The sequence below is a fragment of the Arthrobacter sp. UNC362MFTsu5.1 genome (assembly GCF_000685965.1).
Lineage (GTDB): Bacteria > Actinomycetota > Actinomycetes > Actinomycetales > Micrococcaceae > Arthrobacter.
In genome coordinates, this window is the sequence record NZ_JMLE01000002.1 from 171,942 (window position 1) to 198,101 (window position 26,160).

The 26,160-nt window shown below is 64.1% G+C and carries 35 protein-coding genes; 3 read left to right on the forward strand and 32 right to left on the reverse strand.

The features are described from left to right. Positions 1–4 precede the first annotated feature (4 nt). The 8 genes from truA to BS38_RS0103565 form a co-directional block, all read right to left on the reverse strand. On the reverse strand, positions 5–895 hold the full coding sequence (gene truA, locus BS38_RS0103530) for a tRNA pseudouridine(38-40) synthase TruA (RefSeq protein ID WP_197024888.1): 891 nt from the start codon (positions 893–895) through the stop codon (positions 5–7). A gap of 32 nt (positions 896–927) precedes the next feature. Continuing rightward, positions 928–1,644 carry a 50S ribosomal protein L17, sunset domain variant gene (gene rplQ, locus BS38_RS0103535; protein WP_028269561.1) on the reverse strand — a complete coding sequence of 239 codons (717 nt, stop codon included), beginning with the start codon at positions 1,642–1,644 and terminating at the stop codon, positions 928–930. A 77-nt stretch (positions 1,645–1,721) separates the two neighbouring features. After that, positions 1,722–2,732 (reverse strand): DNA-directed RNA polymerase subunit alpha, encoded by a 1,011-nt coding sequence (locus BS38_RS0103540; RefSeq protein WP_011692778.1) that lies wholly within the window; start codon positions 2,730–2,732, stop codon positions 1,722–1,724. 132 nt (positions 2,733–2,864) lie between these two features. After that, positions 2,865–3,266 (reverse strand): 30S ribosomal protein S11, encoded by a 402-nt coding sequence (gene rpsK / locus BS38_RS0103545; protein WP_011692779.1) that lies wholly within the window; start codon positions 3,264–3,266, stop codon positions 2,865–2,867. 50 nt (positions 3,267–3,316) lie between these two features. Continuing rightward, on the reverse strand, positions 3,317–3,691 hold the full coding sequence (rpsM, locus tag BS38_RS0103550; RefSeq protein WP_003803743.1) for a 30S ribosomal protein S13: 375 nt from the start codon (positions 3,689–3,691) through the stop codon (positions 3,317–3,319). 181 nt (positions 3,692–3,872) lie between these two features. Next, positions 3,873–3,986: a 50S ribosomal protein L36 gene (gene rpmJ / locus BS38_RS0103555; protein WP_009358722.1), complete on the reverse strand. Its 114-nt coding sequence runs from the start codon at positions 3,984–3,986 to the stop codon at positions 3,873–3,875. Between the two features lie 69 nt (positions 3,987–4,055). Next, positions 4,056–4,277 carry a translation initiation factor IF-1 gene (gene infA / locus BS38_RS0103560; protein ID WP_009358723.1) on the reverse strand — a complete coding sequence of 74 codons (222 nt, stop codon included), beginning with the start codon at positions 4,275–4,277 and terminating at the stop codon, positions 4,056–4,058. 153 nt (positions 4,278–4,430) lie between these two features. Then, positions 4,431–5,513 carry a P1 family peptidase gene (locus BS38_RS0103565; RefSeq protein WP_028269562.1) on the reverse strand — a complete coding sequence of 361 codons (1,083 nt, stop codon included), beginning with the start codon at positions 5,511–5,513 and terminating at the stop codon, positions 4,431–4,433. A gap of 257 nt (positions 5,514–5,770) precedes the next feature. Between BS38_RS0103565 and BS38_RS0103570 the strand changes: the two genes are divergently transcribed. The 3 genes from BS38_RS0103570 to BS38_RS0103580 all read left to right on the forward strand — a co-directional run bounded on the left by BS38_RS0103570 (position 5,771) and on the right by BS38_RS0103580 (position 8,997). Continuing rightward, entirely contained in the window at positions 5,771–6,721 is a 951-nt protein-coding gene (locus tag BS38_RS0103570; RefSeq protein WP_028269563.1) for a carbohydrate ABC transporter permease, read from the forward strand. Then, positions 6,718–7,572, forward strand: coding sequence for a carbohydrate ABC transporter permease (locus BS38_RS0103575; RefSeq protein ID WP_028269564.1), 855 nt, complete (start codon positions 6,718–6,720; stop codon positions 7,570–7,572). Before BS38_RS0103570 ends, BS38_RS0103575 begins: the two co-directional genes overlap by 4 nt. A gap of 78 nt (positions 7,573–7,650) precedes the next feature. Further along, positions 7,651–8,997 carry an ABC transporter substrate-binding protein gene (locus BS38_RS0103580; RefSeq protein WP_028269565.1) on the forward strand — a complete coding sequence of 449 codons (1,347 nt, stop codon included), beginning with the start codon at positions 7,651–7,653 and terminating at the stop codon, positions 8,995–8,997. A 193-nt stretch (positions 8,998–9,190) separates the two neighbouring features. Here BS38_RS0103580 and map read toward each other — a convergent pair whose 3' ends face one another. From map to rplB, 24 genes are all read right to left on the reverse strand, one after another. After that, a complete protein-coding gene (map, locus tag BS38_RS0103585) occupies positions 9,191–10,018 on the reverse strand; it encodes a type I methionyl aminopeptidase (protein WP_028269566.1) in 828 nt (275 codons plus the stop codon). A gap of 37 nt (positions 10,019–10,055) precedes the next feature. Beyond that, positions 10,056–10,967, reverse strand: coding sequence for an NAD-dependent epimerase/dehydratase family protein (locus BS38_RS0103590; RefSeq protein ID WP_028269567.1), 912 nt, complete (start codon positions 10,965–10,967; stop codon positions 10,056–10,058). Beyond that, a complete protein-coding gene (locus tag BS38_RS24280; protein WP_051628705.1) occupies positions 10,964–12,712 on the reverse strand; it encodes a class I adenylate-forming enzyme family protein in 1,749 nt (582 codons plus the stop codon). The genes BS38_RS0103590 and BS38_RS24280 overlap by 4 nt, the downstream gene beginning before the upstream one ends. Further along, positions 12,702–13,931, reverse strand: coding sequence for a cytochrome P450 (locus BS38_RS0103600; RefSeq protein WP_231511033.1), 1,230 nt, complete (start codon positions 13,929–13,931; stop codon positions 12,702–12,704). The genes BS38_RS24280 and BS38_RS0103600 overlap by 11 nt, the downstream gene beginning before the upstream one ends. Continuing rightward, complete coding sequence (locus BS38_RS0103605) at positions 13,928–14,728, reverse strand: glycosyltransferase (RefSeq protein ID WP_231511035.1); 801 nt, start codon at positions 14,726–14,728, stop codon at positions 13,928–13,930. Before BS38_RS0103605 ends, BS38_RS0103600 begins: the two co-directional genes overlap by 4 nt. Then, a complete protein-coding gene (locus tag BS38_RS0103610; protein ID WP_028269570.1) occupies positions 14,725–15,759 on the reverse strand; it encodes a 3-oxoacyl-ACP synthase III family protein in 1,035 nt (344 codons plus the stop codon). Before BS38_RS0103610 ends, BS38_RS0103605 begins: the two co-directional genes overlap by 4 nt. 207 nt (positions 15,760–15,966) lie before the next feature. Beyond that, the gene (locus BS38_RS0103615; protein WP_197024889.1) at positions 15,967–16,536 is read right to left on the reverse strand and encodes an adenylate kinase; all 570 of its coding nucleotides are present in this window, start codon (positions 16,534–16,536) and stop codon (positions 15,967–15,969) included. Between the two features lie 5 nt (positions 16,537–16,541). Further along, positions 16,542–17,852: a preprotein translocase subunit SecY gene (secY, locus tag BS38_RS0103620; protein WP_028269572.1), complete on the reverse strand. Its 1,311-nt coding sequence runs from the start codon at positions 17,850–17,852 to the stop codon at positions 16,542–16,544. A 187-nt stretch (positions 17,853–18,039) separates the two neighbouring features. Next, on the reverse strand, positions 18,040–18,534 hold the full coding sequence (gene rplO, locus BS38_RS0103625) for a 50S ribosomal protein L15 (RefSeq protein WP_051628706.1): 495 nt from the start codon (positions 18,532–18,534) through the stop codon (positions 18,040–18,042). Then, on the reverse strand, positions 18,535–18,741 hold the full coding sequence (gene rpmD / locus BS38_RS0103630) for a 50S ribosomal protein L30 (RefSeq protein ID WP_028269574.1): 207 nt from the start codon (positions 18,739–18,741) through the stop codon (positions 18,535–18,537). It abuts the gene before it with no gap. 3 nt (positions 18,742–18,744) lie between these two features. Beyond that, on the reverse strand, positions 18,745–19,425 hold the full coding sequence (rpsE, locus tag BS38_RS0103635) for a 30S ribosomal protein S5 (RefSeq protein ID WP_197024890.1): 681 nt from the start codon (positions 19,423–19,425) through the stop codon (positions 18,745–18,747). Positions 19,426–19,451: 26 nt separating this feature from the next. Then, positions 19,452–19,835, reverse strand: coding sequence for a 50S ribosomal protein L18 (gene rplR / locus BS38_RS0103640; protein WP_028269575.1), 384 nt, complete (start codon positions 19,833–19,835; stop codon positions 19,452–19,454). Between the two features lie 2 nt (positions 19,836–19,837). Beyond that, on the reverse strand, positions 19,838–20,374 hold the full coding sequence (gene rplF, locus BS38_RS0103645; protein ID WP_028269576.1) for a 50S ribosomal protein L6: 537 nt from the start codon (positions 20,372–20,374) through the stop codon (positions 19,838–19,840). A gap of 18 nt (positions 20,375–20,392) precedes the next feature. Further along, entirely contained in the window at positions 20,393–20,791 is a 399-nt protein-coding gene (rpsH, locus tag BS38_RS0103650; RefSeq protein WP_011692798.1) for a 30S ribosomal protein S8, read from the reverse strand. An 86-nt stretch (positions 20,792–20,877) separates the two neighbouring features. Next, complete coding sequence (gene rplE / locus BS38_RS0103655; RefSeq protein WP_011692799.1) at positions 20,878–21,459, reverse strand: 50S ribosomal protein L5; 582 nt, start codon at positions 21,457–21,459, stop codon at positions 20,878–20,880. Beyond that, positions 21,459–21,818: a 50S ribosomal protein L24 gene (rplX, locus tag BS38_RS0103660; RefSeq protein ID WP_028269577.1), complete on the reverse strand. Its 360-nt coding sequence runs from the start codon at positions 21,816–21,818 to the stop codon at positions 21,459–21,461. The genes rplE and rplX overlap by 1 nt, the downstream gene beginning before the upstream one ends. A gap of 3 nt (positions 21,819–21,821) precedes the next feature. Beyond that, positions 21,822–22,190: a 50S ribosomal protein L14 gene (gene rplN, locus BS38_RS0103665; RefSeq protein WP_003803789.1), complete on the reverse strand. Its 369-nt coding sequence runs from the start codon at positions 22,188–22,190 to the stop codon at positions 21,822–21,824. Between the two features lie 532 nt (positions 22,191–22,722). After that, complete coding sequence (gene rpsQ / locus BS38_RS0103670) at positions 22,723–23,031, reverse strand: 30S ribosomal protein S17 (RefSeq protein ID WP_051628707.1); 309 nt, start codon at positions 23,029–23,031, stop codon at positions 22,723–22,725. Further along, positions 23,028–23,357, reverse strand: a complete 330-nt coding sequence (rpmC, locus tag BS38_RS27800) for a 50S ribosomal protein L29 (protein WP_011692802.1) — start codon at positions 23,355–23,357, stop codon at positions 23,028–23,030. The genes rpsQ and rpmC overlap by 4 nt, the downstream gene beginning before the upstream one ends. A gap of 2 nt (positions 23,358–23,359) precedes the next feature. Further along, positions 23,360–23,776, reverse strand: coding sequence for a 50S ribosomal protein L16 (gene rplP, locus BS38_RS0103680; RefSeq protein ID WP_011692803.1), 417 nt, complete (start codon positions 23,774–23,776; stop codon positions 23,360–23,362). Next, positions 23,777–24,610, reverse strand: a complete 834-nt coding sequence (gene rpsC / locus BS38_RS0103685; RefSeq protein WP_028269579.1) for a 30S ribosomal protein S3 — start codon at positions 24,608–24,610, stop codon at positions 23,777–23,779. Next, positions 24,611–24,976: a 50S ribosomal protein L22 gene (gene rplV, locus BS38_RS0103690; RefSeq protein WP_003803798.1), complete on the reverse strand. Its 366-nt coding sequence runs from the start codon at positions 24,974–24,976 to the stop codon at positions 24,611–24,613. It lies immediately after the preceding gene. Positions 24,977–25,014: 38 nt separating this feature from the next. After that, the gene (gene rpsS, locus BS38_RS0103695; protein ID WP_011692805.1) at positions 25,015–25,296 is read right to left on the reverse strand and encodes a 30S ribosomal protein S19; all 282 of its coding nucleotides are present in this window, start codon (positions 25,294–25,296) and stop codon (positions 25,015–25,017) included. Positions 25,297–25,308: 12 nt separating this feature from the next. Further along, positions 25,309–26,148, reverse strand: coding sequence for a 50S ribosomal protein L2 (rplB, locus tag BS38_RS0103700; protein WP_028269580.1), 840 nt, complete (start codon positions 26,146–26,148; stop codon positions 25,309–25,311). Between the last annotated feature and the right edge of the window lie 12 nt (positions 26,149–26,160).

A 26,160-nucleotide genomic window follows, 5' to 3' on the forward strand; every position in this document is an offset into this window, starting at 1 on the left:
ACGCCTACTTCCGCAGCGCCCGGGTCAGTTCGGCCCGGGCCAGAAGTTCGCTGTCCGAGGGATAAGCCACTTCCTCGAGCACCAGGGGGTGCGGGGCGGACAGCACGGACTTCGCATCGCGTTTCTGCTCAAGAAGCCGCTCATAAAGCCACCCCGGCTTCTCCACTCCGGAACCGACGTACAGGGCCGAGCCCACCAGCGCCCGCACCATGTTGTGGCAGAACGCGTCAGCCTGCACGGTGGCGACGATGACGCCGTCGCTCCCCCGAGCGAACTCAAAGCGCTGCAGTTCACGGATGGTAGTGGATCCTTCGCGGGGCTTGCAATAGGAACGGAAGTTCTGCAGCCCCAGGAGCTTGGACGCCCCCTCGTTCAACAACGACACATCGAGCTGTTCCTTGTGCCAGAGCGTGGAGTACCTGCCCAGCGGGTCCCACAGCGCCGGACCGTCAGCGATGCGGTAGCTGTACCGGCGCCACAGCGCCGAGAACCGCGCGTCGAACCCCTCGGGCGCCACGGTGACACTGTGCACCTCAATGGCGCCGGTGAGGTCGCCCAGTCCCCTGCTCAGTGCTCCGCGCAAGCGCCGCAGGAGGGCGACGGCGGGATCCAGCTCCACGCCGCGGTTCAGTCCCTGCCACTCCTCTTCGGTGAGGTCCAGGTGGACCACCTGTCCGCGGGCGTGGACACCGGCGTCGGTGCGGCCGGCCACGGTCACCCGCACCTTGCGCCGGACCAGGAGGGCAAGGGCATCCTCCAGCACACCCTGAACGGTCCGCAGTCCGGGCTGCACTGCCCACCCGCTGAACGGGCCGCCGTCGTACGCCAAATCCAAACGGATACGCAAAAACCCGCCGCCCCCCAAAACGGGGGCAGCGGGTTTCTGGTGGTTCATAGACATAAGTCTACTGCGGCGTCAGAGCCTGATTACTCAGCTTCGACAGCCTGCGCAGCGTCGCCACCGGCAGGCGCGAAGCCTGCTGCTGCGGCGGACTCTGCAGAGTCGAACCAGACTTCAGCCGTGGTGGCGTCGTACCAGCGTGAGCCGGGAACGTGGAACTTCATGGAGTCCTCGTTGCCCTTGACGGGGAAGCCCTCGGGAGCTTCGTTGTCAGCGGTGGCGGGGTGCGAGCCGGCGTACTTGGCTTCGGCAGCTTCGGTCTCAGCAACCTCGGCAGCCGGAGCGGCTTCTTCGGTCTCAACAGCTTCGGCGGCCGGAGCAGCCTTGTCTGCATCGCGCTTGGCAGCAGCAGTAGCTTCAGCCACTACAGCCTGCTTTGCGGAAACCGGCTCGAGGACCAGTTCGATGACAGCCATGGGAGCGTTGTCGCCCTTGCGGTTGCCGATCTTGGTGATGCGGGTGTAGCCGCCATCGCGGTTCTCCACTGCCTGTGCAATGTCGGTGAACAGCTCGTGGACGACGCCCTTGTTGCTGATCAGGCCGAGTACACGACGGCGGGAAGCGAGGTCGCCGCGCTTGGCGAAAGTCACCAGGCGCTCTGCGTACGGCTTCAGGCGCTTGGCCTTGGTCACCGTGGTGGTGATCCGCTTGTGCTCGAACAGTGCTGCTGCCAGGTTCGCGAGCATAAGACGCTCGTGAGCCGGGCCGCCTCCGAGGCGCGGACCCTTAGTGGGGGTAGGCATAATTGTTTCTCCTCATATGGAAGCCGGTGGGCTGCGCACAACGTGGTGCATCCAGCCAGCCGGCCAAGATCTGCTTGTTAGAGCTCGTCGTCGCTGAACGCGGCGTCGTCCTCTTCGATGGCTGCGGCGCGTGCTGCCAGGTCGAAACCGGGAGGCGAGTCCTTGAGGGACAGGCCCAGTTCAACCAGCTTGGCCTTGACCTCGTCGATGGACTTCGCACCGAAGTTACGGATGTCCATCAGGTCGGCCTCGGAGCGGGCAACGAGTTCACCCACGGTGTGGATGCCCTCACGCTTGAGGCAGTTGTAGGAACGGACGGTGAGGTCCAGATCCTCGATCGGCAGGGCCATGTCGGCTGCCAGGGCAGCGTCAGTCGGCGACGGGCCAATCTCGATACCTTCAGCTGCGGTGTTCAGCTCGCGGGCCAGACCGAACAGTTCCACCAGGGTGGTGCCTGCGGAAGCAACGGCATCGCGCGGGGCGATGGCCTGCTTGGTCTCGACGTCGACAATCAGCTTGTCGAAGTCAGTGCGCTGCTCAACACGGGTGGCTTCCACGCGGAAAGTAACCTTCAGCACCGGCGAGTAGATCGAGTCGACCGGGATGCGGCCGATCTCGGAGTCGCCGGACTTGTTCTGAGCTGCCGAAACGTAGCCGCGGCCGCGCTCGATGGTCAGTTCGAGTTCGAACTTGCCCTTCGAGTTCAGCGTGGCAATGTGCAGATCCGGGTTGTGGAATTCGACGCCGGCCGGCGGAGCGATGTCCGCGGCGGTGACGACTCCCGGGCCCTGCTTGCGCAGGTAAGCAACAACCGGCTCGTCGTGCTCGGAGGAAACCGACAGGTTCTTGATGTTCAGGATGATCTCGGTGACATCTTCCTTGACACCCGGAACCGTGGTGAACTCGTGCAGCACGCCATCGATCCGGATGCTGGTTACAGCAGCGCCCGGGATGGAGGAGAGCAGGGTACGGCGGAGGGAGTTTCCGAGAGTGTATCCAAAGCCCGGCTCCAGCGGTTCAATGATGAAACGGGAGCGGTTTTCGGAGACGACCTCTTCAGAGAGGGTGGGGCGCTGTGCAATGAGCACTTAGGTTTCCTTTCGGCGAGCATCCGCTATATGACGCAACACAGGTGGTGGAAATTCGGTCTGAAGACTTAACGCGGCTGGGCCTGCCCGGACCCGTGAAGGTCCGGGCAAGCTCCAACTGCTGAATACGTCTTAGACGCGGCGGCGCTTCGGCGGGCGGCAGCCGTTGTGCGCGGCGGGGGTGACGTCCTGAATGGAGCCAACCTCCAGGCCGGCGGCCTGCAGCGAGCGGATTGCGGTTTCGCGGCCCGAACCCGGTCCCTTGACGAACACGTCAACCTTCTTCAGGCCGTGCTCCTGGGCGCGCTTTGCAGCAGCTTCGGCAGCCATCTGGGCAGCGAACGGGGTGGACTTACGTGAGCCCTTGAAGCCAACCTCACCGGCGGAAGCCCAGGAGATGACAGCACCGTTCGGGTCCGTGATGGAAACGATGGTGTTGTTAAAGGTGCTCTTGATGTGCGCCTGGCCCAGCGCGATATTCTTCTTGTCCTTCTTACGCGGCTTGCGAACCGCGCCACGAGTCTTCGGGGGCATTATTTCTCCTACAGAAAGTTATGGGGGAAAACGAGTCAATCCCGGGGGATTTAACGCGCCTTCTTCTTGCCGGCGACGGTACGCTTCGGGCCCTTGCGGGTACGAGCGTTGGTCTTCGTACGCTGTCCGCGTACGGGCAGGCCCTTGCGGTGACGCAGGCCTTCGTAGCTGCCGATTTCAACCTTGCGGCGGATATCAGCGGCCACTTCGCGGCGAAGGTCACCCTCAACCTTGTAGTTGCCTTCAATGTAGTCACGCAGCTCAACCAGCTGCGCGTCGGTCAGGTCCTTGACCCGAACGTCAGCGCTGATGCCGGTAGCAGCCAGGGTTTCGTGTGCACGGGTCTTGCCCACGCCGTAGATGTAAGTAAGCGCAATTTCCAGCCGCTTTTCGCGGGGAATGTCTACGCCAGCGAGACGAGCCATAGTGGCGGTACTCCTTGTATAAACCGGAGGTCGTAGGCAGTACACCCGCACTTTCAGTGCGGCCCCAGCCTCCGACCGGGGGTTAGCTGTCCGGGCTCTTTCGAGCTTATGTCCCAGTTCAGCTTGTGCTGCCTTTATTTACTTGCGTGGGTTAGCAACCCAGGATTTCCTGTGAAGGAAATTAGCCCTGGCGCTGCTTGTGGCGCGGGTTCTCGCAGATCACCATGACCCGGCCATTACGGCGGATCACTTTGCACTTTTCGCAGATCTGCTTGACGCTCGGCTTGACCTTCATGGCGTTCCTTTGCGTGTTGCAGTTGGTCTACTGGCCCGGCCTTCGGCTAATGCTCTGGCCGCCCAGTGTTTACTTGTAGCGGTAGACGATACGACCACGTGTCAGGTCGTACGGGCTCAGCTCCACCACTACCCGGTCCTCAGGGAGAATCCTGATGTAGTGCTGGCGCATTTTTCCAGAGATGTGCGCCAGAACGATGTGCTTGTTGGTGAGCTCAACGCGAAACATCGCGTTAGGCAGCGCCTCAGTCACAACGCCCTCGATCTCAATGACCCCGTCCTTCTTGGCCATACCCTCCGCTAACTGTTGTTGTCACAGCCTTCCGGTTGGCACCGGACATGACTGCGAACGTTTTTGATTGATTGGCTTCTGCCTTCCGACCGCAAAAGGGCGCAAACAGGGCAGACAACCAACAGACAACATTACGCCATCTTGGCAGGAATGTTAAATCGGACCATGGTAGCGCACTACCGGGCCGTACGCAGCATATTCCCCTGCCGGGGTTGTGACGCTTTCAGCCCGGGAGACCCCGTCCAGGATGGCCTCGGTCACGACGTCGGCAGCCGCGCTCTGCAGCGTGATGAGGCTGAACGTCCGGGCGGCATCGGTGCTGCGGTCAAGTTCGACGGCGCCGGTCGCCAGCGCGAACACGGTGTCGCCATCGGCGAGGGTATGGGAAGGATTCAGCGCCCGGGCCAGTCCGGCATGGCACGCAGAGGCGGTCCGCTTGCACTCGGCCTTGGACAGCACAGCATTCGTGGCGACGACGACGAGCGTGGTGTTGAGCGGCGGCGCTTCGGCATCTGTGCCGTGCCCGGCTTCCGCCGCAACGGCCGAAACCCTCGGCGTGCTCGCTCCTTCGTCGCTTAGACGCACGCTGCCGGGTTCCGCCCGCTCCGGCGATGTGCCAAAAGGCAGTCCCACGGCGTTGACCACCGCTATGGCGCCTATCACTACCCCGTTGTCGAGGGTGACGGACGCTGTGCCGACTCCCCCTTTGTATTGCCCCCGGCCGAGGACGGCTCCGGTGCCGGCTCCCACGTTGCCGCGTTCGACGTCGTGACCGTCCTTTTGGGCGGCAGCGGCGGCAGCGGCCGTGTAACCCATCTCCTCATCGGGGCGGGCGGTGAAGTCACCGCCGCGGCCCAGGTCGAAGATGGCGGCAGCCGGGACGATCGGCACGAGCCCGCCCGGCACGGGCAGCCCGCGGCCGTCTTCCTCGCACCAGCGCTTGGCGCCGTGGGCGGACACCAGCCCGTAGGCGCTGCCGCCGGTGAGCACCACGGCGTCCACGCGCTGCGAGAGTGTGGTGGGGTCCAGGGAATCCGTCTCATGGGTGCCCGGGCCTCCGCCGCGGACGTCAACGGAACCGACGGTTCCGGGCGGCGGCAGCACCACGGTCACCCCGGTGAGCCAGCCGCCGTCGGACGTCCCGCCGTCGGACGTCCCGCCGTCGGACGACCCCGACGACCCAATTTTCTGCGTGTGGCCGACCCGGATTCCGGTGACATCGGTAATTGATCCCATGGCTCCATTGTGCGCCTGCGCGGAATCGAGTGTCCGCTCCCAAAAGTTCGGCGACCCGCGGGAGCAACTCCGGCCTCCAAAACAAACGTTATGCAATACTGCCAGCAACACGGCGTTAACGGGCAAGGAAGCCTTGACTAACAATCCTCTGACGAGGGCTAGTGCGGGATTCTGCCCACCAACCATGTGGTGAAGTGAAGCTAAATCCCCACGTCCACCGGCCTGCCTCGAGCGGGCCCGGATCCGTTAGAGACCGAATGACAAGACAACTGACTGACAGGCCACCCGCCGTCGTGGAAGCCGTTCCGGCCCCGCGGCGCCGACCGAAATGGTCCAGCAGGACCCGCCGGGACTTCTTCGTCTTCCTGGCCCTCGCACTGCCCAACCTTGTGCTGATCGGGGTCTTCACGTACCTCCCGCTCATCAACAACATCTACTACTCCACGCTGGACTGGACGCTGGGATCGGCGTCGGCCACCGTGGTGGGGCTGGACAACTACGTCACGTTCTTCACCAGTGCCGATGCCGCCAAGGTGCTGGGGACCACCGCTGTCTTCACCCTTGTCACCGTGGGCGGCTCGATGGTGCTCGGCCTGCTGATCGCCCTCGCGTTGAACTCCAAGGTCCGCGGCACCACTTTTGCCCGGTCCGCGGTTTTTGCACCCTATGTGCTCAGCGGCGTGGGCGTGGGCCTGGTCTGGCTGTTCATCTTCGATCCCGGCTACGGCGTCCTCGCCTGGGTGCTCCGCGGGCTGGGCCAGCAAAGCCCGCAATGGATCAACGATCCGCAGCTGTCCCTGGTGATGGTGATCATCGTGTACGTCTGGAAGAACCTGGGCTACTGCGCGGTGGTCTACCTCGCCGGGCTTCAGTCGCTGCCGCAGGACGTTATGGAGGCTGCTTCCCTGGACGGCGCCAACGGGTTCCGTCGCTTCCTGAGCATGTCCGTCCCGCTGCTCTCCCCCACCACGTTCTTCCTGCTTATCACCACCATGCTCAGCTCGCTGCAGGCGTTCGACCTGATCAGGATCATGACGCCCCTGGGCAACGGCACCAGCACGCTGATCTACGAGGCCTACCTCCAGGCGTTCGGAGCCTTCAACCGGGCCGGGTATTCGGCCTCCATCTCAGTGGTGCTCTTCGCCATCCTGCTGATCATCACCGTGCTGCAGTTGCGGTTCGTCGAACGGAAGGTGCACTACTCATGAGCACGCACCGCCCCTTGTCCCGCGCCAACATTGTCCAAACGATTGCCGGCGGCTACGTTCCGCTGATCCTGGCCACCCTGGTGGTGTTCCTGCCGCTGCTCTGGATGATCCTGAGTTCGTTCAAGCAGCCCGGTGAGATCATCACCATGGACCTGAAGATCCTCCCGGAGAGCGTGAACCTGGAGAACTACAACATCGCCATGACCACGGTGCCGTTCGCGCAGTTCTTCCTGAACAGCACCATCGTCACGCTGGTGGGTGCAACCATCAAGGTGCTGCTGGCCATCCTGACCGCCTATGCCCTGGTGTTCGTCCGATTCCCGTTCAAGAACGCCATCTTCGTGCTGATCCTCGTGGCGCTGATGGTTCCGCCGCAGGTGTCCATCCTGCCGAACTACATCCTCATCGCCGGCATGGGCGGCAAGAACACCCTCTGGGGCATCATCCTGCCCGGCCTGGGAACCGCCTTCGGCACCTTCCTGCTGCGGCAGCATTTCATGACCCTGCCGGCCTCCATCCTGGAATCCGCGGAGATCGACGGCGCCGGCCACTGGCGGCGGCTCTGGCGGATCGTGGTACCGGTGTCCGTCCCCTCGATCGCCACGGTTGCCCTGGTCACCGTCGTCAGCGAATGGAACGACTACATCTGGCCGCTCATCATCACGGACCGCCCGGAAACCATGACGCTCCCTGTGGGCCTCACCCTGCTGCAGAACTCCGAGGGCAACGGCTCCGGCTGGGGCATCCTCATGGCGGGAGCCGTGCTGGTGATCGTCCCCATCCTGGTGGTGTTCGCGGCACTCCAGCGCTACATCGTGGCCGGCCTTACCCAGGGCAGCGTCACCGGCTAGGGCCCGCTTTCCCGCACTACCTGTCATCCAACCCGTACACCGAGTCAGCATGAGCAATCACCTTTGAGAGGATCCATAATGGGTATGAATCTTGACCGCAGGCATTTCCTGGGGCTTGCCGGCGCAGGAGCCGGCGCCGCTGCGCTGGCAGCCTGCGGCGGCCCGTCCACCGGCGGAACAACTCCGGCGAGCGAAGCCGCCGAGATCGACTTCAGCGGCGTGAAGCCCGCCGCCTCGATCGACTTCTGGACCAGCCACCCGGGCAAGTCCCAGGACGTGGAGAAGTCCATCATCGCGAAGTTCCATGCCAAGTTCCCGGAGATCAAGGTGAACCTGGTGACGGCAGGTGCCAACTATGAGGAAATCGCGCAGAAGTTCCAGACCTCACAGGCAGCCAAGGAAGCACTGCCGGGCGTTGTGGTGCTTTCGGATGTCTGGTGGTTCCGCTACTTCACCAACGGCAACATCATCCCGCTGGACGGCCTGGTCAAGCAGTTGGACATCAAGGTGGACGATTTCCAGAAGTCCCTCGTGGCGGACTACCAGTACGACGACAAGCAGTGGGCTCTCCCCTACGGCCGCTCCACTCCGCTGTTCTACTACAACAAGGACCACTTCAAGGCTGCGGGGCTGCCTGACCGCGCACCGAAGACCTGGCAGGAGTTCGCCGAGTGGGCACCAAAGCTGAAGGCCAGTTCGGGCGCGCAGTACGCCTACATCTACCCGGCACTGGCGGGCTATGCGGGCTGGACCCTGCAGAACAACCTCTGGGGCTGGGGCGGCAGCTGGTCCAACGAGTGGACCATCAACTGCGACTCGGCGGAATCCGTGGAGGCGCTGCAGTGGGCCCAGGACTCCATCTACAAGGACGGCTGGGCGGGTGTTTCCTCGAAGGAGGCGGCTGACGACTTCGCCGCCGGGATCACGTCCTCCACCATCTCGTCCACCGGCTCACTGCTGGGTGTGCTGAAGTCGGCCAAGTTCAATGTGGGCGTGGGCTTCCTGCCGGGCGGGCCCAAGGTGGAAAGCGGGGTGTGCCCCACCGGCGGCGCCGGCTTGGGCATCCCCAGTGGTGTCAGCAAGGAAGTGCAGCTGGCGGCCGGCACGTTCCTGAAGTTCATGACCGAGCCGGAAAACACCGCGGAATTCTCAGCGGCCACCGGCTACATGCCCACCCGCGTCTCCGCCGACATGACCTCGGTGCTGGCCAAGACCCCGCAGATCAAGACGGCCATGGACCAGCTCGCGGCCACCAAGGTCCAGGACAACGCCCGGGTGTTCCTGCCCGGTGCGGACCAGGAGATGGCCAAGGCCGCGGCGAAGATCCTCACCCAGCAGGGCGATGTTAAGGCCACCATGACCGCGCTGAAGTCCACGCTGGAAGGCATCTACACGAAGGACGTCAAGCCCAAGCTGAAGAGCTGACGCATCCTTACCTGACTCGCGGACTCGACGCGAAAAAAGCCCCGCGCTACGCAAAATCCCTGGCGCACCCGTTATTTCGGGTGCGCCAGGGATTTTGCGCGTCGAGGGCGTATTTGCGCGTCGCCTCGCGGCCGGGCGGGACGGAGCTGCGGGCGCGACGCCGGAGCGGGGCGCGACGCCGTGTGCCGGGGACTTACGGAATCGGGACCGGGACCACGCCCAGCGGCGCAAGCCGCTCCGCACCGCCGTCGGGCGCGGAAAGAACCCAGATGCCCTTTTCATGCACGGCAACGGAGTGCTCCCACTGGCAGGAGCGCTTGCCGTCGGTGGTGACTACGGTCCAGTCATCCTCGAGTACGGCGGTCTCAATGCTGCCGCGGACCAGCATGGGCTCAATGGCCAGGCACAGCCCGGGACGGATCTTGGGACCGCGGTGGCTGGTGCGGTAGTTGAGCACGTCCGGCGCCATGTGCATTTCGGAGCCGATGCCGTGGCCCACGTAGTCTTCCAGGATGCCCAGCGGCTTGCCCTGCACGGAGGAAACGTAGTCGTCCACCGCGTTCCCGATGTCGCCCACGAACTTTCCGGTGGCCAGCGCGGCAATCCCCCGCCACATGGCCTCCTCAGTGACCTCGGACAACCGGACGTCTTCGGGATCGGGGGTCCCGACAATCACGGTGCGGGCGGAGTCGGAGTGCCAGCCGTCCACAATGGCGCCGCCATCGATCGAGATGATGTCGCCGTCGTTCAGCATGCGGCTGCCCGGGATGCCGTGGACCACTTCCTCATTGACGGAGGTGCAAATGGTGGCCGGGAACCCGTGGTAGCCGAGGAAGTTGGACTTGGCGCCCGCCTCGTCGAGGACTGCGCGGAATACTGCGTCCAGCTGGGCCGTGGTGGTACCGGGGACTGCGGCGGCCACGGCGGCGTCCAGCGCACGGCTCAGGACCAGGCCGGCCTCATGCATGATGCGCATTTGGGCGTTGGTCTTGTATTCAATCCGGGGCTGTCCGAATGCCATTTATACCTCAGTGCTTCGTCTCGCTGGCGGGATGGTTTCATCCCAGGTCTCTGATCCATTCTCCCGCACTTGCGAAGCTGCTCGGGACAGGGTCAACTCCCAGCTCGTCCCGCAGGCGGCGCGTGCAGTAAGTGCGTTCGAAGCCGAGCTGGCTGACTGCGTAGCGCGTCAGCCGCGGCGGCCTGCGTGTCACGCCCGCCATCGCCTCGAGCGACGCCGCCAATGTCATCGCCGCGCGCATCGGGATAAAGCCGAGTTCGACGTCGGACCGGCCAGTAGCGTCCAGCACTTCCCGCAGGACTCCTCCGAGGGCCACAGGCCGCTGGTCCGCCACGTTGACGGGACCGGTGGCGTCCGCGGTGCAGGCGGCGAGCGCTGCCCGGGCCAGGTTGCCGATGGATGTCAGCTGGTGCAGGACATCCGGGCCGCCGACGCTGAGCAGCCTGTTATTGTTCACGTTGCCCATGAGGCGGGGCAGGAGGGTCCGGTCACCCCGGCCGTAGACACCGTGCGGCCGGAGGATCAGCGCATTGCCGTGCCGTGCCGCCGCTGCCTCGGCAAGGGCCTTTGAACTGGCGTAGGCGTTCAGGTACCGGCCGGCGACCGGCTCCTCCGGCCGGTCGACGCACGGCTGCCACCATGGATAGACGCTGGAACTGGAAATGTGGACCAGCCGCGCACGGGGAAAGGTAGCCGCAACAGCTTCGGTCCCGTGGACATTGACGCGGTGGAAAAGCTGCGGAGGCCCCCAGTCCGCCACATGCGCTCCGGAATGCACGACGGCGTCCACTTCCGGCGGGCTTGTCAGCGGCCCTGCGCTGAGGTCCCACACCGTTACGCCCGGGAGCCGGCGCCGGCCGTACCGGACCACCTCCCAACCGCGATCCTCGGCAGCTTCGGCAACAGCGCCGCCGACAAATCCGCTGGCCCCGGTCACGGCGATCCTCATGGCGTCTCCTCCGAGGGCCGGTCTCGCTGCGGGCTCCCGTACGGCGGGCTCCCATGAGTCAGGCGGTCCGAGAACAGCGCCCGCAGCGCCACGCGGTCCGGTTTGCGGTGCCGCCCCGACGCCGGAAGCCTGGGCATGGCCTCGATCCGGTCGGGCAGAGCCGATTCGTCAATGAGCAGGGGCAGCTCGCGGTGCAGGGTCCGGAGCAACGCCGCCGGGTCCTGTCCCTGCCGCGGTTCGACGGCGAGCCACACCGTTTCGTCGCCGATGCCGTCCGGGACGCCGACCATCGCTGCCTGGGCCACGCCGTCGATGCCGGCAATGACCGGCTCGTACAGGCCCGGGTAGATGTTGGTCTTGCCGCGGATGATCATGTCCTTCTTGCGCCCCAGTAGGACGAGCCTCGGCGTCCCGGTAGAGCCGGCCGGGCCGCGGTCCACGCGCACGAGGTCGCCGGTGGCGTGCTCGTCCATGGTGTCCTCGCCAAGGTAACCCAGGCACATGTTGGGCCCGGAGACGATCAGTTCATGGTCCTCAGCCACCCGGAAGCGCACGCCCGGCAGCGGACCGCCGAGGTAGTCGCCCTCGCCGGCACCGTCCGCGGTCCGGAATTCCGCGGTGCGTCCGGACGCGAAGTCCAGTTTCTCGCGTCCGTCGGCGATCGCGATGGGCAGGACTTCGGTCATCCCGTAGATGCAGTGGAAACGCACTCCCGGCAGGAGCCGGGCAGCCCGCGCCAGGAACGGGGCCAGCACGGGCGCGGCACCCAGCATCACTGTTTTCAGGGTGCCCGGCCACGCCAGCTGTCCTGATTCCACGGCGTCCAGGATCGGCGCCAGCTGTGACGGCACCAGGAACACATGGGTGGCCGCCTTCCGGCCCGGCGCCGGTCCCAGTTCTGCCGCGAACCGCACCGGATCGATGGTGGCGGACAACCCGTACGCCGGCATGGTCCAGTGGGCGCCGGCGATCAGGGCCGGCAAGCCCATCATCAGCTGTTCGGAGTGGATGCGGTCGCCGGCGGCGAACGTGCAGCGTGTGCTCAACTGGCCGAAACCGGCCGCCAGGGTTCCGCGGCTGTGCACCACGCCCTTCGGCTTCCCGGTGGTGCCCGACGTGAAGATGATGACCGCTTCCTGCCCCGGTGCGGCTTCGACCGGCGGGGGACCGTCCGGCATGCCGCCGTCGTGAGCGCCGCCGTCGTACTTGCTTCCACGGGAAGCGTTTCGGGACAGGGCACGGATGTTGGTCGACGTGAACGGGACCCCCGGAAGCCACGGGCCGGAGTGGAAGTGCCGGACCTCCATTGTGGCGTAGTCCGGAAGCAGCAGGCCGCGCCGCCGGGCAAGGCGCCGCTGCGGCCCGGGCGCGCTGAGCGCATAAAGCAGCGACTCGGAGGCCGCCCAGCGCGGCGATGCGAGCGCCGTCCTGCTCCGGAAGAGTTCGGGGCCAACCCCCGGGTCGATGAATACGACGGCCCCGCCGGCCCGGACTGCGGCCAGGGCGAGCGTGAACGCCGCCGGCCCCGGCCGTACGGAAAACAGCAGGCGCTCCCCCGGACCGAATCCCTCGCGCCGCAGGCCCGCCGCGGTGGATTCAATCCCGGCGGCAAGGTCCCGGTAGCTAATGGTCTTCCCCGGCTTTCCGCCGCGTTTGCCGGGTGCCGTGATGGCCGGGTGGTCCGGGTACATCGCAGCAGCGTCATACACAGCGGCGATGAGGTCGTCCGGCAGGTCAGTTGGCACGGGTCAGCTCCAAGGACTTGTAGTGCGGAATAAGTACGTTCCGGCTCACGGTCCGTGAGCGGATGCGCCACGGGCAGCGCGCGTACTCGTCCAGCAGCACGGTCAAGGCGCAGTTGATTTCGGCCATAGCCAGCGGCATCCCGATGCAGAAGTGGGCCCCCGCCCCGAACCACAGCTGGCGGGCCGCCGGCGGGACGGGCGTTCCCGGGTCGAAACCGCCCAGGCGCTTGACGGCGTGCACCGTCGACAGCAGGATCCGGTCCCCCGGGTTGATCCGGACACCGCCCAGCCGCCCGGCCGCTGTGGCCTCACGGAGCATCATCGGCGACGGCGCCGTGTACCGCAGGCCCTCGGTGACGGCGTCGGGGAGCCCGCTGCGGTCAGCTGACAGCGCGGGCAGCCTGCCGTCGTCGAACAGCATGGCGGCGAGCCGCGGAACGTAGGACACCAGGGTTTCGGTCCCGGCGATCACAAAGGCACTGACAATCCCCACTGCTTCGTCCTCCCCGAGCCCCAGGACCCGGAGGCGGCCCGGAAAAGTGGAGGGATCGTCGCTGCGGTAGGCGTTCCGTACGGGTCCGGCCAGAATTTCGACGGCGGCCTTCGCCTGTGCGACCTGAGCCGGCGCCAGCCCAGGCCGCCCCAGCCGCACCAGCGAGGTGATGGAGGTGCCCAGGGTGAAGAGGTCGCTGTCCGGCAGGCGGCCGGGCGCATCGTCCGGGACGCCCAGCAGCCTGCTGATCACTCCCCCGGACAGTTCCTTGACCAGCCCGACGAACTCCACCGAGCCGCCATGCTCCAGCCCTGCGGCCAGCCGCCCGCGCAGCCGCTCGCCCGCCGGGGCAACGATGGCTTCGACAGCCCGCGGCGTGAAGAGGCCGTTGAGGCGGCGGCGCAGCTCAAGGTGCTCTTCCCCGTGCATGTTCAGCAGGGCACGGGGACCCACCACCGGGGTCCAGAGAGCGCCGGAAGCCGTGGCCCCGGACTTCGAGTAGCTGGCATCCATCAGCACTTCCCTGACCAGGGAGGCCTCGCTGACGAGTACGCCCAGGCCGGGCAGCCGGACAACGGGCCGGAGCTTCCCCAGCCCGCGGATCAGCGGGTAGGCCACAGGATGGGCGCCGACGTGGAGCCGCCGCTCCCACATGGCCAGGCGGCCGGTGCCGGACTCCCGGGCGGACGCTTGCCCCGTCACCGCGCGTTCCGAAACGCCACTCACCGGATGTCCACGTGGTCCGGGCGGAACCGGTGGTCCGCGTACCAGGCGAGGGTGTTGGGCAGGCCCCAGGCCTGAACCCTGCGGGAGGAGCCGAACACCACCACGTTGCGCCGGAGGGCATAGGAGCGCGTGAGCTTGCGGACCCGGTTGGAAAGCGCACGGTCCTCGTGCAGCTCCTCGATGCTGGTGCGCGGGAACCCGCCCGAGCGCAGATACAGCTCTGCGGTGATGGCCATGTTGCACCCGGGCAGCATCTGGTAGGGGCCAAGGTAGCCCTCCCCCTTGTTTCCCGGGCGGATGCGGCCGAAGAACGACGCGACCTCGACGGCCAGGAGCATCAACCAGCGGCTGTTCCGGGCCAGGCCTTCATCCAGCCGCGGGTTCAGCTGGCCGGCAATCATCTCCAGGCCGTCGTCGAACGCTTCCATGATGCGCAGTGTCCAGTCAGCAGCCGGGAGGCAGTCCGAGTCGGTGCGCGCCAGCCACCGGGCGCCGTTCAGGGCGCCGAAGCGCATGCCTGTGTCCGCGGCGGCTCCGGTGCCCTTCTGCGGCTCGCGGAGCAGACGGATATCCATGGCCGGGTGAAGCCTGGCAAAGTCGGCGACGATTGACCTGGTGGCATCAGTGGACCCGTTGTCCACTACCACGAGCGTGAAGTCTTTGTGCCGCTGGCCGGCAAGCGCCTGCAGTGACTGGCCGATCAGCTTCTCTTCGTTGAGCGCCGGCATCGCGACACACAGCGCCCGCACCGGCGGTTGGCCGCCCGGGGCAGTCGGTTCGCCGCCCGGGGCCGTCACAGCCGCACCACGGCGATGCCCAGGCTCACGCCGCCGGCCAGACCCACCAGTGCCACCAGGTCGCCGGGTCCGCAGCGGCCAAGGTCCTGTGCCACCTTCAGCTGCAGGGGCAGGCTGACCGAGGCCATGTTGCCGTACTCCTCCACGGTCCTGACGAGCTTGTCCTGCGGCACCCCGGCGCCGCGGGCGAAGATGTCCCGGTACGGCGCACTCACCTGGTGGACGCACACCACTGCGAAGTCGGCCCATGCCAGGCCCACCCGCTCCAGGGTCTCGTCGAGGATTCCCCGCCCGAGGTCAAGGAAGGCGTCCTTGAGCTTTTCGCCGTCCATGTTGAAATACGTCGCCTCGAGGTCCCGCGGGGCAACGGAGCCGCCGGTGGCGAGGGTTCCCACAGCCCAGTGGCTGCTCTTCGCGGTGAACCCCATGCCCAGCACCCGGGCCCCGGCGTCGTCGTCGGGGTCTGCCGGTTCCAGCAGCAGCGCACACCCGGCGTCGCTCATGGTGTAGCCAGGGAAGGCCGCGGCGAACGTCTCCTGGTCCGGGACGGACCACCGCACCGCCCTGGAGGGCGACTCCCCGCTGACCAGGAGAACGCGCTGGTAGCGTCCCGAGCCGATCAGCGCGTCGGCTACTTCCAGGCCGTTGAGGAGGCTGTTGCAGGCGTTCTTGATGTCCATCACCGGGCAGCCCATGCCAAGCTTTGCGGCCACCATGTGCCCGGTGGCCGGTTCCACCATGTCCTGGCTGGCGGAGGCAAAAAGGAGGAGGTCGACGTCGGCGGGCTGGAGTCCGCGGTCCGCCAGCAGTTTCGCGGCGGCTACTGCCGCAAGGTCGGAGGCCTGCTCGTTCGCCGCCATGACGGACCGGCTGCGGATCCCGGTGAGCCTGCCGATCAGGCCCTTCGGGACGCGGAAACCTGGACTGGCGGCAGCGAGCTGCTGCTCCAGCTGCGCGGTGCCAAGCCGTCCTGGCGGCACATAGACTTCGAGGCCGGCGATCCTCGCCGCCCCCGGAAGGGTCTGGTTCATGCAGTATCTCCCCACAGACAATGCGTCCGGTGACATCCGGCTCCGGTCCCGGGTGCTTGACGGCGTCAATGTCCCGCAGCGCCGCCCCCATCACCCTTCCAAACAAGGAAGGGCGCGTCCCGTACTCGATGGTACGGGACGCGCCCTTCAAGGCACTGGAGGCGAGCCGGGTCTGCAGTCAGACGCAGGAATCCGGCAAATCCTGGATCAGGCTGCCTGTGCTGCCTTGATGGCCTGCATGACGCGGTCGGTGACCTCGTCGATGCCGCCGATGCCGTCAACCTGGGTCAGGATGCCGCGCTCGGCATACTTGGCCACAACGGCTTCAGTCTGCTCGTGGTAGAGGTCCAGACGGTGGCGGATGACGGCTTCATTGTCGTCGCTGCGCCCGGTCTCCTTGGCACGGCCCAGGAGGCGCGTAACCAGTTCCTCGTCATCGGCGGTCAGCTGCAGGACGACGTCCAGCTTCTGCTCACCGTTGGCGAGGATCTCATCGAGGTAGTCCACCTGTGCGGTGGTGCGCGGGTAACCGTCCAGGAGGAAGCCGTTTTCGACGTCGTCCTCGCTCAGGCGGTCGCGCACCATCTTGTTGGTGACGCTGTCCGGCACGAAATCGCCGGCATCCATGTACTTCTTGGCCTCGACGCCCAGCGGCGTCTCACCCTTAACGTTGGCGCGGAAGATATCGCCGGTGGAGATCGCAACGACGCCGAGGCGCTCGGAGATCCGATCCGCCTGCGTTCCCTTGCCTGAACCCGGGGGTCCAATAATCAGCATTCTCGTCATCGCAAAAGCCCTTCGTAGTGACGTTGTTGTAGCTGCGCGTCAATCTGCTTGACCGTTTCCAGGCCCACGCCCACCATGATCAGGATCGAGGTTCCACCGAACGGGAAGTTCTGGTTGGCGTTGATCAGGACCAGGGCGACCAGCGGGATCAATGCCACGAAGCCCAGGTAGAGGGCGCCGGGCAGGGTGATCCTGGAAAGGACGTACTGCAGATAGTCCGCCGTCGGCTTACCGGCCCGGATACCCGGGATGAAGCCGCCGTACTTCTTCATGTTGTCGGAAACCTCTTCAGGATTGAAAGTGATTGCGACATAGAAGTAGGTGAAGAAAACAATCATGGCGAAATAAAGTGCCATGTAGATGGGGTGGTCGCCACGGGTGAGGTTGTTGTTGATCCACTCAACCCACGGTGCCATCTGTTCGCCCTGCTTGGGCTGGTTGAACTGTGAGATCAGGCCCGGCAGGTACAGCATCGAGGAGGCAAAGATGACGGGCACGACGCCGGCCATGTTCACCTTGATGGGGATGTACGTGCTGGTGCCGCCCACAGTGCGCCGGCCGATCATGCGCTTGGCGTACTGCACCGGAATGCGGCGCTGGGACTGCTCCACGAAGACCACAAGGGCCACGGTGAGCAGGCCGATGGCCAGGACCATGAAGAAGGTGCCGGGACCCTGCGAGGTCCAGATGGCGCCCAGGGAGGTCGGGAAGCTGGCAGCGATCGAGGTAAAGATGAGCAGCGACATGCCGTTGCCCACACCCTTCTCGGTGACGAGCTCGCCCATCCACATGATCAGGCCGGTGCCGGCCGTCAAGGTGATGATGATCAGGATCGTGGTGATGACGCTCGCATCGGGGATGATGTCCAACTGGCAGTTGGGCAGCAACTGGCCGGAACGAGCCAGCGACACCAGCGTCGTGGCGTTCAGCAGGCCCAATGCGATGGTCAGGTAACGCGTGTACTGCGTCAGCTTGGATTGCCCCGAGGCGCCCTCTTCGTACAGCTCCTGGAAGCGGGGAATGACCACGCGCAACAGCTGGACGATGATGCTCGCCGTGATGTACGGCATGATGCCCAGGGCGAAGATGGACACCTGTAGCAACGCACCGCCGCTAAACAGATTGACGAGCTGGTAGATCCCGCCCGAGGTCTGACCGCTCTGCAAGCATTGCTGGACATTCTGGTAGTTCACACCAGGCGAGGGGATGAAGGCACCCAAGCGGAAGATTGTGATGATTCCCAGCGTGAACAACAACTTGCGTCGCAGATCAGGCGTGCGAAAGGCCCGGCCAAATGCGCTAAGCAAGCGTCCTCCTGATGAGTAAATAAAGTCGTGTGAGATAGGTCAATAAACCCAACAACCGAGTCTAACGGGTTGATGCGCCGTGCGAACAATCGGTGAGGGTCCAAATGAGAAAAAACTCCCGGTACGCAGGGCCGAAGCCCCGGGTACCGGGAGTTCCTACAACGAGCGTATGCTCCGCCGCCTCTTATTAGAGGGCGGTGGTGCTTCCGCCTGCTGCTGCAATCTTTTCTGCGGCGCTGGCCGAGAATGCGTGGGCGGTGACGTCAACCTTGACGGTGATGTCGCCGGTGCCCAGCACCTTGACGGGCTGGTTCTTGCGAACCGCACCCTTTTCGACCAGGTTCTCCACGGTGACTGCGCCACCTTCCGGGAACAGCTCGTTGAGCTTGTCCAGGTTTACAACCTGGAACTCGACCCGGAACGGGTTCTTGAAGCCGCGCAGCTTCGGCAGGCGCATGTGCAGCGGCAGCTGGCCGCCGGCAAAGCCAGCCTTGATCTGGTAGCGGGCCTTCGTACCCTTGGTACCGCGACCAGCGGTCTTACCCTTGGAACCTTCACCACGACCAACACGGGTCTTGGCGGTCTTGGCACCCGGGGCGGGACGCAGGTGGTGAACCTTCAGTGCGTTCTGCTTCTCAGCAGCGGCGCCCTGTGCCTTTTCGGCGGTGTTCTTCTCTGCCATTTACTTCGCCTCCTCTACCTTTACCAGGTGCGGAACCGTGTTGAGCATTCCGACGGTCACGGCGTCGGCGGTGCGGACAACGGTGTGTCCGATCCGCTTCAGGCCGAGGGACCGAAGGGTGTCGCGCTGGTTCTGCTTGCCGCCAATGGCGGACTTGATCTGAGTGATCTCCAACTGAGTGTCGGAGGGAATCAGGTTCTTAGCCACGACTCAGACACCTGCCTTCTGGTTCATGAGTGCCTTCACCATTGCGGCCGGAGCGATCTCGTCGAGCGGGAGGCCGCGGCGTGCTGCCACTGCTGCCGGCTCTTCGAGGCGCTTCAGTGCATCAACGGTCGCGTGAACGATGTTGATGGCGTTGGAGGAACCGAGCGACTTGGAGAGGATGTCGTGGATGCCCACGCACTCCAGTACTGCACGGACCGGGCCACCGGCGATAACACCGGTACCGGCGGAAGCCGGACGCAGCATAACGACGCCTGCAGCGGCTTCACCCTGAACGCGGTGCGGGATGGTGCTGCCGATGCGGGGAACGCGGAAGAAGGACTTCTTGGCCTCTTCAACGCCCTTCGCGATGGCGGCGGGAACTTCCTTGGCCTTGCCGTAGCCGACGCCGACCATACCGTTGCCGTCACCGACGACGACGAGTGCGGTGAAGCTGAAGCGACGACCACCCTTGACGACCTTGGAAACGCGGTTGATGGTTACAACGCGCTCTACGAACTGGCTCTTTTCGGCTTCGCGGCCACCATCGCGGCCACCACGGCCACCACGGTCGCCACGGCCCTGGCCGCGGTCGCCACGCTCGCCACGACGAGCGCCACCACGGCGGTCGTCGGTGGTAGCAGGCGCAGCGGTCTCAGTTGCCGGAGCAGCTACAGCTTCAGTCACCTGAATGTCCTTTTCGTTATTTTCGGTCACAGTGACAGCCCACCTTCACGTGCGCCGTCAGCGACGGCGGCGATCCGACCGTGGTACTTGTTACCGCCGCGGTCGAAGACAACTGCTTCGATACCGGCAGCCTTGGCACGCTCGGCGACGAGCTCGCCAACGCGCTTGGCCTTGGCGGTCTTGTCACCGTCGAATGCACGAAGGTCGGCTTCCAGAGTGGACGCGCTCGCTACGGTCAGGCCCTTGCTGTCATCGACAACCTGGACGAATACGTGGCGTGCGGAACGGTTGACGACCAGACGCGGACGTACAGCCGTACCGGAGATGCGCTTGCGGATACGAAGCTGGCGGCGGCTGCGCTGGGCAGACTTGCTCTTGTTCGTACGCTTCTTGTTAATTGAGATGGCCATGGTTACTTACCAGCCTTTCCGACCTTGCGGCGGATGACTTCGCCGGCGTAGCGGATGCCCTTGCCCTTATAGGGGTCCGGCTTCCGCAGCTTGCGAATGTTGGCAGCAACCTCGCCGACCTGCTGCTTGGAGATACCTGAAACAGAGAGCTTGGTCGGGGTCTCTACTGCAAAGGTGATGCCGTTCGGTGCCGAGACGTTGACCGGGTGGCTGTAGCCCAGAGCGAACTCCAGGTCAGAACCCTTGGCCTGGACGCGGTAACCGGTACCGACAATCTCAAGCTTCTTCTCGTAGCCTGCGGTGACACCCTGGATCATGTTGGCGATCAGGGTGCGGGTCAGGCCGTGCAGCGAACGCGAAGCGCGCTCGTCGTTCGGGCGGGCGACAGTCAGGGTGCCATCTTCCAGGGTGACCTCGATCGGGCTGGCCACAGTGTGGCTCAGCTCGCCTTTGGAACCCTTGACGCTGACGACAGAGCCGTCAACCTTGACCTCAACGCCGGCAGGAACGGTGATGGGGAGACGTCCAATACGTGACATTATTCTCTTCCTTTCCCGTTACCAGACGTAAGCGAGGACTTCGCCGCCCACGCCCTTCTTGCCGGCCTGCTTGTCAGTCAAGAGGCCGGAAGAGGTGGACAGGATTGCGACACCCAGGCCACCGAGCACGTGCGGCAGGTTGGTGGACTTCGCGTAAACGCGGAGTCCCGGCTTGGAAATACGACGAACGCCAGCGATTGAACGCTCGCGGTTCGGACCGAACTTGAGCTCGAGGGTCAGCTTCTTGCCAACCTCAGCGTCTTCTTCTTTCCAGGAGGCGATGTAACCTTCAGCCTTCAGGATGTCGGCAACGCGTGCCTTGAGCTTGCTGTACGGCATAGTCACGGTGTCGTGGTATGCCGAGTTTGCGTTGCGCAGACGCGTAAGCATGTCTGCGACGGGATCTGTCATGGTCATGTTGGGCTCTTGCCCTTCCTCATAACGGTTTCCGCCCTGCCATCCCCGTGGGGACGCGGCAAGGCCGGACCTTCTATGTAGCTAGATTAAGCTTCGGTCTTGAACGGGAAACCAAGCGCCTTGAGCAGCGCGCGGCCTTCGTCGTCGGTCTTGGCAGTGGTCACGACGGTGATGTCCATACCGCGAACGCGGTCGATGGAATCCTGGTCGATCTCGTGGAACATAACCTGCTCGGTCAGACCGAAGGTGTAGTTGCCGTTGCCATCAAACTGCTTGCCGCTGAGGCCCCGGAAGTCACGGATACGCGGCAGTGCCAGCGTTACCAGACGGTCCAGGAATTCCCACATGCGGTCTCCACGCAGAGTTGCGTGTGCACCGATGGGCATGCCTTCGCGCAGCTTGAACTGTGCGATCGACTTACGGGCCTTGGTTACCTGCGGCTTCTGACCGGTGATCAGGGTGAGATCACGGACAGCGCCGTCGATCAGCTTGGAGTCCTTGGCGGCATCTCCAACACCCATGTTCACAACGACCTTGACCAGACGGGGAACCTGGTTGACGTTCTCGTACTTGAATTCCTCGATGAGCGTGCTCTTGATGGAATCCGCGTACTTGGTCTTCAGACGAGGAACGATCTTGCTTGCCGGAGTCTCGAGAGTCTCAGTCATTAGATGTCCTTCCCGGAGCTCTTGGCCACGCGTACGCGCACTTCACGCTGCTTGCCGTTGCGCTCAACGGTCTCGGTACGGAAACCGACGCGGGTGGGCTTCTTGGTGGAGGGGTCAACCAGGGCCACGTTGGAGATGTGGATGGAAGCCTCAACGACCTCGATGCCACCGGTCTTGGTGCCGCGCTGCGACTGACCGACCTTGGTGTGCTTGGTTACGCGGTTAATGCCTTCAACCAACACGCGGTTGGTCTCGGGGAATACGCGCAGAACCTTGCCCTGCTTGCCCTTGTCGCCGCCGCGCTCAGCCTTGGCGCCAGTGATGACCTGAACGAGGTCACCCTTCTTGATCTTAGCCATGGACTAGAGCACCTCCGGAGCCAGAGAAACGATCTTCATGAACTTCTTGTCACGAAGTTCACGACCAACCGGTCCGAAGATACGGGTACCGCGGGGGTCACCGTCGTTCTTCAGGATCACAGCTGCGTTCTCGTCAAACTTGATGTAGGAACCATCCGCACGGCGGCGTTCCTTCTTGGTACGGACGATGACAGCCTTGACGACATCGCCCTTCTTTACGTTGCCGCCCGGAATTGCGTCCTTGACGGTAGCGACGATGACGTCGCCAATGCCTGCGTAGCGACGGCCAGATCCACCGAGAACGCGAATGGTAAGGATTTCCTTAGCACCCGTGTTGTCGGCGACCTTGAGTCGCGACTCCTGCTGAATCACTATTTACTCCTTGCGTCGCGCTGGTTCTCAGACCGAAAATCTTCCTACGGAATGAGCCTTGCGGAACGGTTGATCGGGGTGTCTCTTGACCTGCCTGGATTTTGCCAGACCAGGCCTAAACTCCCGTGCCAAAAACATTTGCTTCCCAGGCGATTCCGACGGATCGGGGCGCAAGGGGGCACTATGCCGTGGCACGATTGTTTACGAGGTTGATGACGGCGCACGAACGGCGCCATACAAACTCAAAATCTTAGCACGTTTTGGGCGAATCCCCATATCACAGCCGAGGTGCCGGCGCAGGCAGACCCGGCCCTCTTTTGGCGCACCGCGGCAATAACGGACGACGGCGTCACGCACGGCAGACTGTTGGCCCGCCCGAGGCCCCACTCCCCCGGAAATCTGGCCCGCCGCCGTCGGACGGTCACCAAAAGGATGCTCCGCGTGACGCTGGCACGGACCCGCACCCGCCCGCAGACGGCGAAACCCCCGCTCCCACAAGGGGGAACGGGGGTTTCTTGCATTTCTGCAGGTGTTACTTGGCCTTCTCGAGGATCTCGACCAGACGCCACCGCTTGGTAGCGGAGAGCGGGCGGGTCTCGGCGAGGAGCACGAGGTCGCCGATGCCGGCGCTGTTCTCTTCGTCGTGTGCCTTGATCTTGGCGTTGCGGCGGATGACCTTGCCGTAGAGGGCGTGCTTCACGCGGTCTTCGACCTGGACAACGATGGTCTTTTCCATCTTGTCCGAGACGACGTAGCCGCGCTTCGTCTTACGGTAACCGCGCTCGTCAGCCTTGGCTGCGTCGGAAACAGTTTCCGTCACGTTCTCGTCCTTTTCACTCACTTGGCGTCCTCCTCGGTCTCAACCGTTTCAGCCTTGTCAGCCTTCTTGGTTGCAGCCTTCTTGGACTTCTTTTCTTCCTTGGCTTCCACAACCGGTGCGGCAACCTCGGCACGAATGCCCAGCTCGCGCTCACGGAGAACGGTGTAGATGCGGGCGATGTCCTTCTTTACCGCGCGCAGACGACCGTGGTTCTCCAGCTGACCGGTGGCGGACTGGAAACGCAGGTTGAACAGCTCTTCCTTGGCCTTGCGGAGTTCTTCAACGAGACGCTCGTTGTCGAAACCGTCCAGCTGTGCGGATGCAAGTTCCTTGGATCCTACTGCCATTTCTACTCACCACCTTCGCGACGCACAATGCGTGCCTTCAACGGCAGCTTGTGGATTGCCAGGCGCAGGGCCTCGCGAGCTACCTCTTCACTGACACCGGAGAGTTCGAAGAGAACCCGGCCCGGCTTGACGTTTGAGACCCACCATTCCGGAGAACCCTTACCGGAACCCATGCGGGTTTCAGCAGGCTTCTTCGTCAGCGGACGGTCCGGGTAAATGTTGATCCAGACCTTGCCGCCACGCTTGATGTGGCGGGTCATCGCGATACGGGCAGACTCGATCTGACGGTTGGTGACGTATGCCGGGCTCAGAGCCTGGATACCCCACTCACCGAAGGAGACCTTGGTGCCGCCCGTAGCAGCGCCGGAACGACCCGGGTGGTGCTGCTTACGGTGCTTGACTCGACGTGGGATAAGCATTTAAGCCTGTCCTCCTTCTGCAGCAGCAGGTGCTGCCTCAGCTGCCGGAGCTTCGGCAGCAGGTGCTGCCTCGGCTGCCGGACGCTCCGTACGACGACGGCGGTCACCACGGTCAGCGCCACCCGGGCGGCCCGGACGATCGCTGGCACCACGGCCGCGGGACGGAGCAGCAGCTGCCTGCTGAGCCAGTTCCTTGGAGGTGACGTCACCCTTGTAGATCCAGACCTTCACGCCGATGCGGCCGAAGGTGGTCTTGGCTTCGTAGAAGCCGTAGTCGATGTTCGCGCGGAGGGTGTGCAGGGGCACACGGCCTTCGCGGTAGAACTCCGAGCGGGACATTTCAGCGCCACCCAGTCGACCGGAGCAAGCGATACGGATGCCCTTGGCACCGGCGCGCTGTGCGGACTGCATTGCCTTCTTCATTGCACGGCGGAAGGCCACGCGGGAAGTCAGCTGCTCTGCAACGCCCTGGGCAACAAGCTGTGCTTCCATCTCGGGGTTCTTGACCTCGAGGATGTTCAGCTGAACCTGCTTGCCGGTGAGCTTTTCGAGCTCGCCGCGGATGCGGTCTGCTTCAGCACCGCGGCGGCCGATGACGATGCCCGGACGTGCCGTGTGGATATCCACACGGACACGGTCGCGGGTGCGCTCGATTTCGACCTTGGCGATACCGGCGCGCTCCATGCCCGTGGACATGAGCTGGCGGATACGGATGTCTTCGCGAACGAAGTCCTTGTACCGCTGGCCGGCCTTGGTGCTGTCAGCAAACCAGTGCGATACGTGATCGGTGGTGATGCCGAGTCGGAACCCGTGCGGGTTAACTTTCTGTCCCACTTAGCGAGCCTCCTCTTTCTCCGGGGTAGCGACTACCACGGTGATGTGGCTCGTGCGCTTCTTGATCTGAAATGCACGACCCTGGGCACGCGGCTGGAACCGCTTCATGGTCGGGCCTTCATCAACAAACGCTTCGCTGATGATGAGGTCACCTTCGTCAAACGCCACGCCGTCGCGGTCCGCGAGGACCCGGGCGTTGGAGATTGCCGACTGAACTACCTTGAATACCGGCTCAGAAGCTGCCTGGGGGGCAAACTTCAGAATTGCCAGAGCCTCGTTCGCTTGCTTACCACGAACAAGGTTGACGACGCGCCGGGCCTTCATAGGCGTTACGCGGATGTGACGCGCAATTGCCTTGGCTTCCATTGCTTTCCTTCTCTCGTCTTTGACGTAAGTGCAGGCGCCTAGCGGCGCTTGCCCTTACGGTCGTCCTTGACATGGCCGCGGAATGTCCGCGTGGGAGCGAATTCGCCGAGCTTGTGCCCGACCATCGACTCGGTGACAAACACCGGAATGTGCTTGCGTCCGTCGTGAACGGCGATCGTGTGCCCGAGCATGTCGGGGATGATCATCGAACGGCGGGACCAGGTCTTGATGACGTTCTTGGTGCCCTTTTCGTTTTCCCTGTCCACCTTTACAAAGAGGTGCTGGTCAACGAAAGGACCTTTTTTCAGGCTGCGTGGCATGTGTCCAGGCTCCTATCGCTTGTTCTTGCCAGTACGACGGCGACGAACAATAAGCTTGTCGCTCTCTTTGTTGGGACGGCGGGTGCGGCCTTCGCGCTTACCGTTCGGGTTGACGGGGTGACGTCCACCGGACGTCTTACCCTCGCCACCACCATGCGGGTGGTCAACCGGGTTCATCGCGACACCACGGACGGTCGGGCGAACGCCCTTCCAGCGCATGCGGCCGGCCTTGCCCCAGTTGATGTTCGACTGCTCGGCGTTGCCGACCTCGCCGATCGTTGCGCGGCAGCGCACGTCAACGTTGCGGATTTCGCCGGAAGGCAGACGCAGCTGGGCGAAGCGGCCTTCCTTTGCAACGAGCTGGATCGATGCGCCGGCGGAGCGGCCCATCTTGGCGCCGCCACCCGGACGCAGTTCAACTGCGTGGATTACGGTACCGACCGGGATGTTGAGCAGCGGCAGGTTGTTGCCGGGCTTGATGTCAGCACTGGCACCTGCTTCAACTACGTCACCCTGGGACAGCTTGTTCGGGGCGATGATGTAACGCTTGGTGCCATCAACGTAGTGCAGGAGGGCGATGCGAGCCGTGCGGTTCGGATCGTACTCGATTTCGGCAACGCGGGCGTTGACGCCGTCTTTGTCGTGGCGACGGAAGTCGATCAGACGGTACTGGCGCTTGTGGCCACCACCCTTGTGACGGGTCGTGATCTTACCGGTGTTGTTACGGCCACCCTTTTTCGGGAGGGGACGTACCAACGACTTTTCCGGCGTCGACCGCGTGATTTCAGTGAAGTCCGCTACGCTCGAGCCGCGACGGCCCGGGGTAGTCGGCTTATATTTACGGATTCCCATAATTTATTTCCT